Source organism: Sorangium sp. So ce327, assembly GCF_051530205.1.
In the GTDB taxonomy this organism is placed as follows: domain Bacteria; phylum Myxococcota_A; class Polyangia; order Polyangiales; family Polyangiaceae; genus Sorangium; species Sorangium cellulosum_B.
The window spans coordinates 12,469,046-12,484,064 of sequence record NZ_CP150330.1 but is presented as its reverse complement, the minus strand read 5'-3'; the positions used below and the strand labels follow the sequence as shown (position 1 = coordinate 12,484,064).

General features: G+C 69.0%; 11 protein-coding genes. 3 read left to right on the top strand and 8 right to left on the bottom strand.

Translation table 11 applies throughout. From position 1 onward, the window contains the following. Positions 1-89: 89 nt before the first annotated feature. Both WME95_RS46765 and WME95_RS46760 read right to left on the bottom strand, forming a co-directional pair. Entirely contained in the window at positions 90-1,079 is a 990-nt protein-coding gene (locus WME95_RS46765; protein ID WP_437905667.1) for a terpene synthase family protein, read from the bottom strand. 250 nt (positions 1,080-1,329) lie between these two features. After that, positions 1,330-2,388: a cytochrome P450 gene (locus WME95_RS46760; RefSeq protein ID WP_437905666.1), complete on the bottom strand. Its 1,059-nt coding sequence runs from the start codon at positions 2,386-2,388 to the stop codon at positions 1,330-1,332. Between the two features lie 1,502 nt (positions 2,389-3,890). Between WME95_RS46760 and WME95_RS46755 the strand changes: the two genes are divergently transcribed. From WME95_RS46755 to WME95_RS46745, 3 genes are all read left to right on the top strand, one after another. Beyond that, a complete protein-coding gene (locus WME95_RS46755; RefSeq protein ID WP_437905665.1) occupies positions 3,891-4,559 on the top strand; it encodes a TetR/AcrR family transcriptional regulator in 669 nt (222 codons plus the stop codon). 22 nt (positions 4,560-4,581) lie between these two features. After that, positions 4,582-5,346 carry an SDR family NAD(P)-dependent oxidoreductase gene (locus WME95_RS46750; RefSeq protein WP_437905664.1) on the top strand — a complete coding sequence of 255 codons (765 nt, stop codon included), beginning with the start codon at positions 4,582-4,584 and terminating at the stop codon, positions 5,344-5,346. Between the two features lie 242 nt (positions 5,347-5,588). Then, positions 5,589-7,115, top strand: coding sequence for an ATP-binding cassette domain-containing protein (locus WME95_RS46745; RefSeq protein ID WP_437905663.1), 1,527 nt, complete (start codon positions 5,589-5,591; stop codon positions 7,113-7,115). A gap of 46 nt (positions 7,116-7,161) precedes the next feature. Here WME95_RS46745 and WME95_RS46740 read toward each other — a convergent pair whose 3' ends face one another. The 6 genes from WME95_RS46740 to WME95_RS46715 form a co-directional block, all read right to left on the bottom strand. Continuing rightward, positions 7,162-9,384 carry a S46 family peptidase gene (locus WME95_RS46740; protein ID WP_437905662.1) on the bottom strand — a complete coding sequence of 741 codons (2,223 nt, stop codon included), beginning with the start codon at positions 9,382-9,384 and terminating at the stop codon, positions 7,162-7,164. 548 nt (positions 9,385-9,932) lie between these two features. Then, positions 9,933-10,193, bottom strand: a complete 261-nt coding sequence (locus WME95_RS46735) for a hypothetical protein (protein ID WP_437547421.1) — start codon at positions 10,191-10,193, stop codon at positions 9,933-9,935. 109 nt (positions 10,194-10,302) lie between these two features. Beyond that, positions 10,303-12,276 carry an ABC-F family ATP-binding cassette domain-containing protein gene (locus WME95_RS46730; RefSeq protein WP_437905661.1) on the bottom strand — a complete coding sequence of 658 codons (1,974 nt, stop codon included), beginning with the start codon at positions 12,274-12,276 and terminating at the stop codon, positions 10,303-10,305. Between the two features lie 12 nt (positions 12,277-12,288). Then, on the bottom strand, positions 12,289-12,864 hold the full coding sequence (locus tag WME95_RS46725; protein WP_437905660.1) for a hypothetical protein: 576 nt from the start codon (positions 12,862-12,864) through the stop codon (positions 12,289-12,291). After that, a complete protein-coding gene (locus WME95_RS46720; protein WP_437905659.1) occupies positions 12,857-14,173 on the bottom strand; it encodes a DUF3696 domain-containing protein in 1,317 nt (438 codons plus the stop codon). Before WME95_RS46720 ends, WME95_RS46725 begins: the two co-directional genes overlap by 8 nt. Before the next feature lie 79 nt (positions 14,174-14,252). Then, positions 14,253-14,894, bottom strand: coding sequence for an ATP-binding cassette domain-containing protein (locus WME95_RS46715; RefSeq protein WP_437905658.1), 642 nt, complete (start codon positions 14,892-14,894; stop codon positions 14,253-14,255). Between the last annotated feature and the right edge of the window lie 125 nt (positions 14,895-15,019).

Genomic DNA, 15,019 nt, shown 5'->3' with positions numbered 1-15,019 from the left:
AAGTCGGCCGACGTCCGACGCAGCTCCCGTCTGTCGCTGCTGGCCATAGAGGCGCGCTGGTGGCGCTTCCCCTATGAGTCCCTTCGCAGTCATCCGGCGCGTGCAGTGAGACTCTCAAGTCCAGAGTAGCGGCCAGCCGCAAGCGCCCAGCGCTTATTTCCAGCGATCATTGCGTCGGCCGCATCCAGATAGAGACGAATTCTATCGTCCGACCATAACGCCAACGCCTTCTCTTTGACGTCTTGGTACTCCGCGATGCGATCGTCATGCATGCACCTTAGCCGCTCGATGGCCTGAGAGAGAGTTATCTTATGATTTTCTCTCAGGACCACAATGAGGTTGTGCACCTCGCCACATTTCAGCTCCTTCTCGAGCGAGAAGTAGTCGTTCGTCCAGCAGAGGATGTCGTTGCAAATGTCGCGAACGCTCTGAAGAAGAGGATGCTGGACAATCTCCAGAGGCAGCGGATCTTCGAGCAACAGCTCAAGCAGGTCACAATATGTATACACTGCTCCGCTGAATCGCCGCATCATCAGGTACTCGTCGACATCTGGAACTCTCCCCTGCAAACGATTGTTAGCCTCCCAGAGGTTTGCCTCATAGTAATACTGAAAATGTGAGAGCCATCGATTCAAAAAGAAGTGCGGATGCTGGCTCTTGATCCGGTCGCGAACATCGAGCAACCCGCGCGTCAACGGATCGCAGAGATCCGCTTGGGCATACCCGAAGAGCTCACCCAGGTACTTGTCGTTGAGCCCCGCGACGACCTCAGGATCCACGCTGAGATCTCCCTCGTCGTAGGCATCATCCAGAAGGAATAGCGCAGCTGTAAAATCGGAAGCCAACTGAAGAGTGTGCATGCTCGACGACGGTAGCAGCCACGCGGCGAGATCGGCGACGTTGGCCGCTTTGATCCGCGAGAGCGCGCGGTCGTCCGACACCAGGCGCAAGCGGCGAACCCACTGCAAGGTACGGCGCTGGATAACGTCTACCTTCGGATGGCAAGAGGCAGCGAACGGGTAGTCAAATACATCGTCTTCGCTTTTGCTCACGATGACGCTGACACGATCAGATGACATGATAAACTCCATCGCAAGCCGCAGCCCCGCTGCGTAGGCTAGCGATAACGCATCACGGTGCGCTAGTGTAAGGATTACACGGTTTACGGAAGGTGTACCTCACGGTGGGACGCCATGCAGACCGAGCTGGGAGTCACCGGCCTGCGGCCTGCAACCAGCGCTAATCCACTCCGGAAGGTAAGCGCAATTCGACAATACAGCATAACCGTATCACCCGTCTGGGCGGACGGGCCGCTCTCGCAGAAGACCGTCAGGTGGGAATCACCTCGATCGGCAGCGCTAGCGGGCAACGGGTATTGAGACCCGCGCTCCATTGGATCCTCTCAGTGCGGAGCTCAAACCGACGGCACCGGCGCAGGAGCTCCTCGAGAACCACGCGAGCTTGCGTGCGGGCCATCAAAGCTCCGACGCAGAAATGAGCACCGTGGCCGAAAGGAAGACTGCTCTGGGCGCGGCGTTCTGGATCGAACCGGTCAGGGTCGTGGAACCGCGCTTCGTCGCGCAGGCCCGAGCCCACGAGCAGCGCCACCATCGCGTGCGCGGGGAGGCGCACGCCACCGAGCTCCGTCTCGGCCAAGGTGAGCCGCATCGTGGCATGCAGAGGCGGCTCGAACCGTAGAACCTCCTCGATGAAGCGCGGGATGAGCGTGGGTTCCGCCCGCAGGCGATCCATCCATTCCGGCTGCCGAGCGAGGATCAATGCCATATTGGTCATCAGCGTCGATGTCGTCTCCAGCCCCGCTACCAGCAGTAACAGGAGGCTCCCAATCAATTCTCTGTCCGTGAGCGCGATGTCGTCCACCCGACACCGGATCATCTCGCTCACCAGATCGTTCTCCATCCGGCGGCGGCGGCTCGCCACCAGCTCCTGCATGTACCGTTCCATCTCGTCGATGGTCCTGCGTACCTCATCGATCCGGGCATGGTCATCTGGAGAGATGGTGGAGACGCTGAACACATCAGCCGTCCAGCGAATAAAGTGCTTCTCCAGCGAGGCATCGAGACCGATCAGCTGAGCCAAGGCGCGGGTCTGCGCAGGGGACGCAAAATCGATGGCGAAATCGATCACGCGGCGTCGTAGCAGCTCATGGGTGAGCTTTGTCGCCGTGGAACGCATGTGCCCCTCGAGCGCGCTGACCGTCGCGGCGGAGAAGACACGGCCGACAATGTTGCGCATCCGGCTGTGACGCGGCGGGTCCACGAGGACCAGGGAATCGGACAGCGGATTGTGGCGCTCGAGGTAGGGCGGCTCGGTTACAATGCGCAGCCCCGCGGACGAGAACACCTGCGTGTTCTTGAACGCCGCCACGATGTCATCATACCGGGTGACCACCCACATCCCGTTGGGGTCCACCTGGCACACGGGCGACTCGCGACGCAGCGCCGCGTAGAAGGGGTACGGGTTCTCTCGGACCTCGGGGGCGAACAAATTAAGTCGAGTCATTGCGCTCTTCCTGTGGCTAAGGCAGGACGCAGCCGCAACGCCATGGCGGCACACGTCGATAAGCCTGGAGTGGGGTGCTGCCTCAGATGACGCGCTGGGCGACGCGACGGCGTCGATTCGGTGCTGCCCTGAGGCAGCTGGCCCCTAGCGCTGAAAGGAGCACGAAACGGAACCCGCAAGCCGCGCTTCCGCGATGCTCCAGCGCGTGGTCACCTGGGTGCTTCTCCCGCGAGCAGGGCGCTGAACAGCCGCCGCGCGGCCCGAGCCAACGCTCGGCGTCCGCACGACACGGCTGCACTCCTCGGTCGTCGCTGCGCTCGCCAGGATGCGAGCATGCGACTCACGAGCGCCTGGACTGCTTCCAGGGCATCTCCCGGTGCATCATGAGACCAGAGCAAGCGAGAGAGCCGCTAGGCTCTCTTCATGGCTGCAGGGGTCCGATGGTTCGTGGGTGCTCCTCCATCTGATGACAGCATCCTATACCATGCGGACGAATGCGCAACTGTATTCTTATTTGCGGACTTCACACGACGACCTCGTCGTGATCGAAACACCACGGACAACGAATCTTCCAACACTTCAATACGATGGCCGAGCCGCCACGACATGGCGCGTGAATAAAAATACATTTCAGCGCCTGCGGCCCGCGCTGCTCCAGCAGGCGCCGAGAACATCGACTGCCCCCGAGCGACACCTCGATGGCCCTCCGATAGAGATGCGTTGCGATCGATGAGCGCAATGATCTCTGGATGATCGACGTCGTCTATCGCGAGCGACTGTGCAGCAATGCAAGATGCAGTCGACTCGGGTTTCATCCGTGAAGGCATAGCGCGTGACCCGGAGCCGCCCGCGCTGCGCTCCGGATGGAGCGAGCCGTGGAGACGAGAACGCTGCAGGCGTACGTCGGCGCGAACGCCCGCGGCGTCGGCCTGGAATGCTGACGGCGAAGGTTTTCGCCATCGATGTGACGTGCATTGCAGGAATGCACGGCCGCACGAGAGTGCGCTGGCCCGCTATGCAAAATGAACGCCTCGCTCGAGCGGAGCGCTGTCACGGTTCCCAGCATCGTCGGCCATGATGCGGGTCGCTCGATGTCACGCTCGGCTCGATCTCGTGACCTCGAAAGAGGGCGCCTTTCCCTGGAACCACACCTCCTCCGGAGGCGCGCCGACCCACGCTGGAGGCGCGTTTGGGACGATGCCCGTTTGGGATGGGGGTCACGCTCTGGGCACTCCCGGGTTGCGCTCAGGGATCTCCTTGGTCGTGCTCAGGGCATGCCCAGTGCTGAACTACTGAACAGGGGCCGGGGGCGCGCGCCCGCCCCGCCTTGACGATGCGACCGTTCGGTCATATGACTGACCGGTCGCATGCCGAAGAGCACGTTCTTTGGGTTGCCCGAGGAGCGGCGGGAGCGCCTCGTGCGCGAGGCGATCGCCGAGTTCGCGGATCGCCCGTACGCCGAGGCCTCGCTCTCGCAGATCGCGCGCCGCGCGCGCATCCCCAAGGGGAGCTTCTATCAGTACTTCGAGGACAAGCTCGATCTCTACCGGTGGCTCCTGACCGAGGAGGTGCCGCGGCAGAAGCGCGCGTTCCTCGGGGCCGCGTGCCTGGAGGGGGACTTCTGGGCCCGCCTGGAGGTCCACATCGAGCGCGGCATGGCGTTCCTCGTGGAGCACCCGCGCCTCGCCCGCCTGTCGGCCGCGGCCGCCGACCCGACCGCGACGGTCGAGGTCCGCGGCCTCCACAAGGCCATCTGCGAGGCCGGCGCCGCGGAGCTCCGGGCCCTGCTCGCGGAGGGCATCGCGAGCGGCGCCGTCCGTTCCACCGACACGAGCCTCGAGGTGGCGACCCGGCTGGTCGCCGCCGTCATCGGCCCCGGGCTGACCGAGGCGGTGCTCCAGGAGCTCGGGGCCGAGCTCCACGACGTGCTGGCCTCGGACGCGCTGCGAAAGCAGCTCGGCCCGAAGCGCCGCCGCCGCCTCGCCCAGCAGGCGGTCCAGTTCATCCAGCGCGGCCTTGGCGCGAGCACTGCGTGATTCCACCAGGAAAGGGAGCTTCATGATCACCTACGACTTCGCCGGACGGGTCGCCCTCGTCACCGGGGGCACCTCGGGCATCGGCCTCGCGACCGCGCGCGCGTTCGCGCGAGGAGGGGCGCGCGTCGCCATCGCCGCGCGCGACGGCGACGCCGGACAGCGGGCCTGCGCCGCGCTCGAGCGAGAGGGCGCACCGGCGCTGTTCGTCCAGACCGACGTGCGGGACGACGCCTCGATGAAGCGCGCCGTGGAAGAGACGACGAGGCGCTTCGGCCGGCTCGATTTCGCGGCGAACTGCGCGGGCGTCGGGGGCGACATGGCCCGCCTCGAGCAGGCCGATCAGGCGGTGTGGGACGACGTCATGGCGACCAACGCCCGCGGGATCTGGCTGGCCATGCGGCACGAGATCCCGGCCATGCTGGCGTCGGGCGGGGGCGCCATCGTCAACATGAGCTCCATCTACGGCGTCGCCGGGAAGCCGGCGCACCACGCCTACGTCGCGTCCAAACACGCGGTCCTCGGGATGACGCGCTCGGTGGCGCTCGAGGTGGCGCCGCTCGGGATCCGCGTGAACGCCCTCTGCGCCGGCGTCACCCGCACGCCCGCCATGCAACAGGCCGAGGCGTTCGCGCCCGAGCTGGTCCAGGCGCTGGTGGCGCAGCATCCGATGGCGCGGATGGCCACCGAGGACGAGATCGCCGGCGCCGCGCTGTGGCTGTGCTCCGAGGGCGCGGGCTACGTGACCGGCGGCGCGATCCCGGTCGACGGCGGCTTCCTGGCCGCGTGAGCGCGCCGAGAAGGCATGACGACCACGACCGCGATTGCGGAGCGGCGGTTGCGTGGGACTCGGCCGTCTGTTAGAGAACGCGGCTGACGCAAGAGGAGAGTGCTCCGGTGAAGATCAGCTCCTGAATCGGTCTCCGTCGCAGGTCGCGAGCGCGACAGGTGGCATCCGTGCTCCCTGGCCGCGCGACGCAGCCTGCCCGTCCCGTGACCGGGCCATGTGGCCCTCATGATTCAGGAGCTCCTATGTCGTTGTTGCGCGCGCAGCGCCTCTCCTTCTCTTATTCCGACGCGTCCACCATCCTCGCGGACGTCGATCTCTGCCTGACCCCGGGGTGGTACGGGATCGTCGGGCCGAACGGCGCCGGCAAGACGACGCTCCTCCGGCTCTTCACCGGCGAGCTCACGCCCGAGGCGGGGAGCTTGCGGCTCGATCCGCGGGGCGCGACCGTCGCCGTGTGCCCGCAGGCCGTGGAGCACGCCGACGCGGCCATCCACGCGCTGGCCGACGCCGAGGACGGCGCCGCGCGCAGGCTGCGCGGCGAGCTCTTGCTGGATCCTGCGGAGCTCGGGCGCTGGGCCACGCTGTCGCCCGGCGAGCGCAAGCGGTGGCAGATCGGCGCGGCGCTCGCCGCGGCGCCGGACCTGCTCCTGCTCGACGAGCCGACGAACCACATCGACGCGGACGCGCGGGCGCTGCTCGCCGGCGCGCTCGCGGGGTTCCAGGGGATCGGGGCGTGCGTCTCGCACGATCGCGAGCTCCTCGACGCGCTGACCACCGGCACGATCCGGGTCGAGCGGGCGGCGGCGAGGCTCTATCCCGGCGGGTACAGCGCGGCAAAAGCGCTCTGGGAGGCCGAGGCGCGCGGGCGCGAGGAGGCGCACCAGCGGCTGCGCGCCGAGGAGCGGCAGCTCCGGCGCCGCCTCGGCGACGAGCGGCGGGCGCAGGCCTCGGCCGACGCGGACCGGAGCACGAAGCGGCGGATGAAGGGCCCGCGCGACAGCGACGCCCGGGGCCTGCTCGCGGACTTCCGCGTGTCCTCGGCCGAAGCGCGGCTGTCGCGCAACGTCGGCGTGACCCGGCGCAAGCTCGAGAAGGTGTCGGCCGAGGCGGGAGAGCTCGAGCTCGAGAAGGCGGTGGGCCGCAGCGTGTTCGTCGATTACGAGCGATCGCCCGCGCCGTGGCTCTTCGTGCTCGACGCGCCCCGGATCCACGCCGGCGGCGAGAGCGAGGGGCGGATGCTGCTGCGGGACGTGCGGCTCTCGGTCGGCCGCGAGGACCGCATCCGGATCGCGGGCCCGAACGGCGCTGGCAAGACGACGCTGGTGAACGCGCTGCTCGCCGGCGCGCGCGTGCCGGCGGACAAGGTGCTTCATGTGCCGCAGGAGCTCGGCGAGGCAGAGCAGCAGGCCCTCCTCGCGAGGGCGCGGCGCCTCCCTCCGGAGGAGCGCGGGCGGGTGATGTCGCTGGTGGCCGCGCTCGGGGTGGAGCCGGGGCCGCTGCTCGGGTCGGCGCGGCCGTCGCCCGGCGAGGCGCGCAAGCTGATGATCGCGCTGGGCCTCGGGCAACACGCGTGGGCGCTCGTGCTGGACGAGCCGACCAACCACCTCGACCTGCCCTCGATCGAGCGGCTGGAGCGCGCCCTCGCCGATTACCCGGGCGCGCTGCTCCTCGTCACGCACGACAGGGCGTTCGGGCGGAGCTGCACGTCGATCCTCTGGACGGTGGCCGAGGGAGAGGTGCGGGTGTCGTCCGACGACGCCGGCGCGTGACCCGCGCCGGCGTCCTCGTGATCGTACTTTCAGGGTTGCGTCGCGCTCAGTCGATGGCCGGCTTGCCGCCCATCTCCTTCAGCACGGCGTCCGCGCCCGACACCGCGTCCATCACCCACTCCATGTAGCGGTGATCGACGTGGATGGTCCGGGTGATCGACGGCATGAACAGCCAGTCGGACGCCATCGCCTCGTAGTTGCCGTCGAAGGCGAGGCCCACGAGCTCGCCGCGCGCGTTCAGCGTGGCAGAGCCGGAGTTGCCGTTCGTGATGTCGAGATCGCTCAGGAAGCAGACCGGCACCTCGCCGAGGTCCTTGTCCACGTACGGGCCGAACCGCTTCTCGCGCGCGGCCTCGAGCAGGGTCGCCGGGGTGTTGAACGGCGCCTCGCCGGTGCTCTTCTTCACGACCTCGCTGAGGGTGGTGAACGGGCGAACCACCGCCTTGTCGGCCTCCGGGCGGTACCCCCGCACGGTGCCGTACGTGACGCGGAGCGTGCCGTTCGCGTCGGGCGCCAGGAGGCCGCCCCGGTGCGCGCGGAGCGCCTCGACGAAGCGCGGCTTCACGAGGGCCATCGCCCCGGCGTAGGCCTTGTCCCGCGCCTCGATGGCCTTGTCGACAGGCGCGAGCTCGAGCGCCAGGCGGATCATCGGATCCCGGCTCGCCTGGAGCTCCTCGAGCGTCGCCGTCTTGAGCAGCTGGATCCGGGTCGCCGCGTCCTCGAGCGCCGTCTTCTCGTAAATTGCGTCGATCGCCGCGGCGATGCCCGCCTCCGTCTGTGCCTGCCCGCCCGCGAGGGCCTCGAGCAGCGCGGGCCTGTCCTTCGGATCGAGCTGCAGCGCGCGCCGCGTGGCCAGCTTGAAGGTGCTCCGATCGATCGCGCGGTCGTACGACTTCTGCAGCGACGCCTGCGCCTGCTCGAGGCGCTCCCAGTTGCGCTGCTGGTACTCGGCCTCGCGCTCGGCGTCGGCCTTCGGCCGCTCCTCCGCCATGCGCACGAGGGTGACCGCGGCGTCGAGGAGCCTCGCCGACGAGACGATCTCCGACACGGCCGCGTCATGGTCGCGCGTCTCCCGCTGCCCGGCGTGCAGCGCGGCGATCTGCTCGATCGCGCCGCCGTAGGCCGCCTTGCGCTCGGGGTCGGCGTCGATCCAGGCCTTGAGGTCGCCCTCCTGCTTGGCCTTCTCCTTGGCCAGGCCGCCCTGGACCAGCCCGTCGAGCAGGCCGCGCGTCTTGAGCAGGTAGTTGGCGTAGCCCTGGATGGTCGGCTCCGCCTTGATCCGCAGGGCCGGGTCGTTCTTGCCGAGCTCCTCCAGGAGGGCGATCGACTCCTCGTAGAACGACACCCGCTTCGGGTACAGCCATGAGACAGCGGACTCGACCTCTGCCGCGGTCCGGAGCCGGTTCGTCGTGCCGGGGTAGCCGGCGACCATCACCAGGTCGCCCTGGCGGAGCGGCGACGACGCGAGCTTCAGGTGGTGCGTCGGCCGGTAAGGCACGTTGTCCTCGGCGTGGGCGGCCGGCTGGTTGTCCTTGCCGACATAGGCCCTGAAGAAGGCGAAATCGCCGGTGTGGCGCGGCCAGCGCCAGTTGTCGATGTCCCCGCCGAAGTTGCCGATCGCCTCTTGCGGGACATAGACGAGGCGAACGTCCTTGATCTCCAGCTGCTCGATCAACGAGACCTGGCCACCGCCGAAATACTCGGCGATGGAGCAGCGGATCTCGGGGCGCCCCTCCTCGCACGCGGTCACGAGCTGCTTCTTGCGCTTCTCGATCTCCTCGTAGCGCTCGAGATCGCCCTGGATCGCCTCGATGCCGCGCCGCACCTCGGCGGTGACGTCGCGGAACGCGCGGGTCACGAGCACGCGCGCGGTGGGGCCGGCCCATCGCTCCTCGGCGCGGGATTTCGCGAGGTAGCCGTTCGTCAGGAGGTCTTGCTCCGGGGTGGAGTTGTACTGGAGCGCCCTGGTCGAACAGTGATGGTTCGTGGCGATGAGCCCATCGGGCGAGACGAACGAGGCCGAGCAGCCGCCCAGGCTCACCACCGCGCCGAGCGGGGACGCCGTGGGATCGGCGAGCGACTCGGGATCGATCTCGAGCCCGAGCGCCTTGAGCTGGTCCTTGTGCTGCCGCATCTGCTCCGGCATCCACATCCCGCCGGGGTTCTCGAAGGGCGCCGCCTGACCGGGCTCGGAGCCCGGCGGCCTGGTATCGCCCGCTTGCGGCCTATCCGAGCCGCAACCCGGCGCGAACGCGGAGACCGCGAACAACGCCAGGAGCGTATGACTACGTAGAGAGGAGTGAGACATGCGGTGTTGTTACCATCGTCGGTAGACGGTGCAACCACACAGCAACTTTCTAGTGATACGAGACACAGTAGAACGAGCCTAGTACCGCAGGTCAGAAATCCTTCCAGGCATCTGCCTCCCGAGCCGAGAGATTTCAACGCAAAGGCGCAAAGGCGCAAAGGCGCAAAAGGCGCCACATTTGTTCTTTCTTTTGCGTCTTTGCGTCTTTGCGCCTTTGCGTTGAACCCTCTCTCCTGATCCGTGACCGGACTCCTGGAGCTTTGCGCTGGTGCGGGCAGGAGACGTGAGGATCCGGCGCGCGCGAGTCGTTGCGTGCGTGGTGATGAACACCGGATCTCATCGATGTTCGTTGAGGCGAGCTTCGCCAGCTTCAGCGGGCTTGCCGGGACTTCATGTTCTCTGCGTCGGCCAGCCGAACTGGCATCTGCGGCATTCTGGGCGAGGCGCGCGCGGGGGGACACCGCGCCAGGGCGGCGCGGGGGTCGGTCGAGCAGCGGGGGCGATGGGGCTCAGTCGACCTGGTGCGCCCGGAACGCGGTGACGGCCCCGTGGGTCTCCAGGCAGCGGTGGATCCAGGCGGCGTCACGCGCGCGCACGGCGATGAGCCGGACGTTGCCGGAGCCGTCGAGCCCCTGGAGGCCCTGGAAGCCGACCAGCGCGGCCTCCTGGAGCGTCATCACCTGCGCGCCTGTCTCGCTCAGGACCTCGTCGCTGAGCAGGCCGGCGCCGTCGGATCCCTCGGCGAGGTGCACCTCGAACACGGTCATCATGAGGCCATGGTCGCCGGGCGGCGCCGCGCCGACAAGGTCGTCGTGCGAGGCAGGTCGCCCCTGCGCCCCTGGACCGATTGCCGCCCGCCTCGCGCTCCGTCGCGCCCGGTCACGCCTTGCCGGCGGCCTCGCGCTTCGTCTCGAGCTCCTCCCAGCGGCTGACCAGGCGCGCCGCGTCCTGCTTGGCGCGCTCGAGCTCCGAGAGCAGCCCCGCCACGTCCGCGCCGCGGCTCGCGTAGAGCGTCGGGTCGGCGAGCTTGGCCTCGAGCTCGGCGACCTTCTGCTCGGCCGCGTCGATCCGCCCCACGATGCCGTCGAGCTCCGTCCGCTCCGCGAACGTGAGCTTCGGCGCGCCGCCTGCCTTCGCGGCGGCCTTCGCCGGCGCCGCCGGCCGGGCCTCCGCCGCCTGGGCCTTCGCGGCCCGCGCCTCGGCCTCCGTCTCGAGCGCGGCGTTCGCGCGCTGCTCGCGGTAGGCGTCGTAGTTGCCCGCGTAGCGCACGACCCGGCCGTCGCCCTCGAACGCGAGGATCGAGGTGGCCACACGGTTCAGGAACCAGCGGTCGTGGGTCACGACGAGCGCCGAGCCCTCGAGCTCGATGAGCATCTCCTCGAGCGCAGCGAGGGTCATCACGTCGAGATCGTTCGTGGGCTCGTCGAGGATGATCACGTTGACGCTCTGGGTGAGCATCTTCGCCAGGGCGACCCGCGCCCGCTCGCCGCCGGAGAGCGAGCCCACCGGCTGCCGCGCCTTGTTCGGATCGAACAGGAACCGCTCCAGGTAGCTGCGCACGTCCATGGACCGGCCGCCGACCTCGACGCGCGTGTGCGAGCCCGCGATGTTCTCGAAGATCGATTTGTCGAGGTCGAGCCCGCTCCTGTGCTGATCGAAGTAGGCGACGCTCGAGTTCTTTCCGAGCACGACCTCGCCTTCCATGCGGGGCCCCTCGGCGGCCGCGCCGTCGCCTTCGGCGCCGAGCTGGCCGAGGATCGCGCGGAGCATCGTCGTCTTGCCCGTGCCGTTGCGGCCGACGATGCCGACGCGCTCGCCCTTGGTCAGCGTGAAGTCGAGGCCGCGCACGAGCCATTTGCCGTCGAGCGAGAGGCCGAGCTTCTTCAGCTCGAGGATGGTCTTGCCGGTGCGCACCGACTCCACCGAGAGCTGCGCGGTCCGCTCCGCCTTGGGCGGCGGCGCGCTCTTGGTCGTCTCGGCGCGCTGGATGCGGGCCTTCTGCTTTCCGGTGCGCGCCTTCGGCTGCCGCCGGAGCCACTCGAGCTCGGTGCGCAGGAAGTTCTGCCGGTTCGACTCGGTCCGCGCCTCGAGCGCGAGGCGCTCGGACTTCTGCTCGAGGTACTCCTCGTAGCCGCCGTCGTAGCTGTAGACCTTGCCCTTGTCGATCTCGAGCGTGCGCTCCGCGACGCGGTCGAGCAGGTAGCGGTCGTGGGTGATGAGGAGGAGCGCGCCGGGGTGCTCCTCGACGAGGTAGCGCTCGAGCCACTCGACGGTCTCGACGTCGAGGTGGTTGCTGGGCTCGTCGAGCACGGCCAGGGCGGGCCGCGACACGAGGAGGCGAGCGAGCGCGACGCGCCTGCGGTCGCCGCCGCTGAGCACGCTCATGGGCGCGTCGGGCCGGGTGACGCCGACGTGGCCGATGATGGAGTCGACCTGATGCATCATGTCCCACCCGCCGAGCCGCTCGACGTCGGCCCCTGCCTCGGCCTGCGCGGCGAGGAGCGCCTCGGCGTCCCCCGAGCCGGCCGCGAGCGCCCGGCTCACCTCGTCGTGGCGGGCCTTGGCGGCGTGCCAGGCGGAGAGCCCGGCGAGCACGACGTCGCGCGCGGTGTCGGTCGGCTCGAAGACCGGATCCTGCGAGAGGACGCCGATCTCCGCGCCGCGGCGCCGCGCGATGGTGCCGCTGTCGGCCTGCTCGACCCCGGCGAGGATGCGGGCGAGCGTGCTCTTGCCGGAGCCGTTGACGCCGACGAGACCCACGCGCTCGCCCGTGCGGATGTTGACCGAGACGCCGTCGAGGATCGTCTGGGGACCGAAGGATTTGTGGAGATCGTGAGCGGTGAGGACGGGCACAGGGCGCGGAGCTTAGCGCATGGCGCCGTGATCGGGGGGGCCGGCTCGGTCCTGTTCTCGATCGCCGGCCCCGGGAGGCATCCTCTCGGGGTTCTTGCGCCAGAACTCTCTCTGGCACCACGCCGGGAGGAGCTGCTCCACGATCACCCCTTCTGCGGAGAGCGCCTCTTCGTGCTCGTGCCAGTCGGTGTCGCACGCGTTCACGATGGTGCTTTGACCGCCTTCCGCCCGGTGCGCGAGGTGCGCCGCCACGAGCTTCTTGTCGGAGTTGTCGAAGCGAGCGAGCCGCTCGGGCACGACGGCATACTCACCGTCGTACTGCACGGAGACGAACGCCGCCGTCCGGAGCTTCTCCATCGCCACGACGATGCCGTAGTCCTGGGCCGTCAGCTTCTTCCTGTACTCGCGCAGGATGCCGCGGGCCCTGTCGATGATCAGGCGGCGCCCGTCATCGGCGCGAAAATCCTTGAGCCACGCGAAGACGATCTTCCGCTCGCTCGTCGGGACGTGGGTGTCCTTGAACGGCGAGGCAGGATCGGCGGCGCTCGCGACGATGAGCACGTTGGTGTCGACGACATGATCAGCCACGTTGCTCGTCCTTCTCCATGCGGTCGAGCATCCGCTCCATCTGCCGCTCGACCTCGCCCACCGTGTCCCCGAAGAACTTGTCGGGCCAGTTCGCGACCCGCCCGTACCCGTTCACCTCGAGCGGCTCGAGCACCGAATCCCCTCCATTGCACCGGGCAAAGTACATGGCGCACTCGTCCGGCGTGATGCGCTCCTCGGCCATCAGCGTCTGGATCCGCCGGAAGAGGTGCTCCGAGTGCGTCTCCACGAGGAGCTGCACCCCGCGCTCTCGCACGGCCTCGACGAGCAGATCGCCGAGCGCCGATTGCGCCAGCGGGTGCAGGTGGAGCTCGGGCTCCGACATGATCACCGTCGAGCCCTCGGGCGCGAAGTACGCCGCGGTGACAACGGGCAGGACCTGGGAGACCCCGAAGCCGACGTCGAGCAGGTTCGTCCGGTGGCCCTGGAAGGTGATCATGACCTGGAAGAACGTCGTCGCCTGGCGCTCGATCTCCATCCTGTCCGCGACCCCGAGCCGCGCGAGCCCCGCGGAGACCTGCTCGACGAGGCGGCCCCGCTCGGACCCGTCGGCGTGGCGGCCGACGAGGCTCGCGATCAGCGCCGGGATCGCGTGCTCGCCGCTCGATCCGAGCTGTCCTATCGAGCGCCCCGTCCAGGCGTAGTGGCGCGTGGGCACGCTCCGGTGGGGCCCGATGTAGGCGAGCCGCTGGAGCTCCCGCGTCAGCGCGAGCGCGAGATCCTGCGCGTCCGCCCCCGCGGCGCCGAGGGCGGCGACCGCATCGGCCGAGAAGCCGACGGAGCGCTCGGGCTCGTAGGTCCGCCGAGCTCGCCGGTCATCGGGCAAAGGGCCGCCCGGCGCGGAGAGCGCGTAGGCGCCGTCTCGCTGGCGCGCGACGGCGTAGGCGCCCTCGGCGGTGGCGTACGAGAGCCGCTCCACGTAGGGACTCTCGTCCTCGGCGGCGCCGTACTCCACCTCGTAGTCCACGGAGCCGAGCGTGCGCGGCGCGGCCCCCTTCCCGATGCTCACGGGGCCGAACGTCAGGCGGAAGCCGAGCCCGGCGCGCACGTCGCCCCCGGAGACGACGTCGGAGAGCCTGCCGAGGTCCAGCATCTCACCGGGCTGCCCGCCCAGGTTGAGCGCCAGGAGCCGGTCGGGCGACTCGATGGTCTGTTTCAGGAGCAAGAGCGGCTGGAGCAGGCTCGTCTTGCCGGCCGAGTTGACGCCGAGCACCAGCGTGAGCGGCCTGAGGTCGAACGCATGTGCGCCACGCCAGGACTTGAAGTTCCGGAGTCCGAGCTTCGTGAACATCCTCTGTTTCCCTTTCCAAGGAGGGCTCGCGCCGCAACGGGGTTCGCTGTTCTGTCGCTCGAAGCGCCGGACGCGCGGCTCAGCGGTCCAGCGGATCAGCCCGGTAGCCCGGCTTCGGACCGGCCGACGCGGAGGGCGCCCGGCCCGCGTCGCCTTCGGCCGCGACGAACCGGACCCGACCGAACCGCCGCGCCCTGTGGAAGTTCCCCTCGCCCAGGATCGGCGACCACGCCGCCCCGCCGTTGTCCTGCATGGCATAGAAGTTCATCCGCCACGCGTCCCCCGGCGACGGCGGCGCCGCCTTCGCCTTCGCGAACGAGCTCCACGGGATCTTCGCCTCGACCACGTACCCCACGTCCTCGTCCGAGCCGTCGTCGAGCGTCCCTCTCAGCGCGACCGCGCTCGCGAGCCCCGCGCTCCACTCCTTCATGTCCCACCCGCCGAGCCGCTCGACGTCGGCCCCGGCCTCGGCCTGCTCGGCGAGCAGCGCCTCGGCGTCCCCCGAGCCGGCCGCGAGCGCCCGGCTCACCTCGTCGTGGCGGGCCTTGGCGGCGTGCCACGCGGAGAGCCCGGCGAGGATGCGGGCGAGCGTGCTCTTGCCGGAGCCGTTGACGCCGACGAGGCCCACGCGCTCGCCGGTGCGGGTGTTGACCGAGACGCCGTCGAGGATCGTCTGGGGACCGAAGGATTTGTGGAGATCGTGAGCGGTGAGGACGGGCACAAGGCGCGGAGCTTAGCGCAGCCAGGGGGGCATGGGCCGGCTTTGCTGAGCCCGTGACGGAGGGTTCCGGCCCCAGGGGCGTGGCGCCGCCCCGGCCCTGATGGGGAGGGTGGGTGTGCCGTGTT

What these genes read in the sequence shown, in the direction of transcription:
- WME95_RS46755 (WP_437905665.1), top strand. Translation starts at nt 3,891, where the DNA reads ATGCCGAAGAGCACGTTCTTTGGGTTGCCCGAGGAGCGGCGGGAGCGC.
- WME95_RS46750 (WP_437905664.1), top strand. Translation starts at nt 4,582, where the DNA reads ATGATCACCTACGACTTCGCCGGACGGGTCGCCCTCGTCACCGGGGGC.
- WME95_RS46745 (WP_437905663.1), top strand. Translation starts at nt 5,589, where the DNA reads ATGTCGTTGTTGCGCGCGCAGCGCCTCTCCTTCTCTTATTCCGACGCG.
- WME95_RS46765 (WP_437905667.1), bottom strand. Translation starts at nt 1,079, where the DNA reads ATGTCATCTGATCGTGTCAGCGTCATCGTGAGCAAAAGCGAAGACGAT.
- WME95_RS46735 (WP_437547421.1), bottom strand. Translation starts at nt 10,193, where the DNA reads ATGATGACCGTGTTCGAGGTGCACCTCGCCGAGGGATCCGACGGCGCC.
- WME95_RS46720 (WP_437905659.1), bottom strand. Translation starts at nt 14,173, where the DNA reads ATGTTCACGAAGCTCGGACTCCGGAACTTCAAGTCCTGGCGTGGCGCA.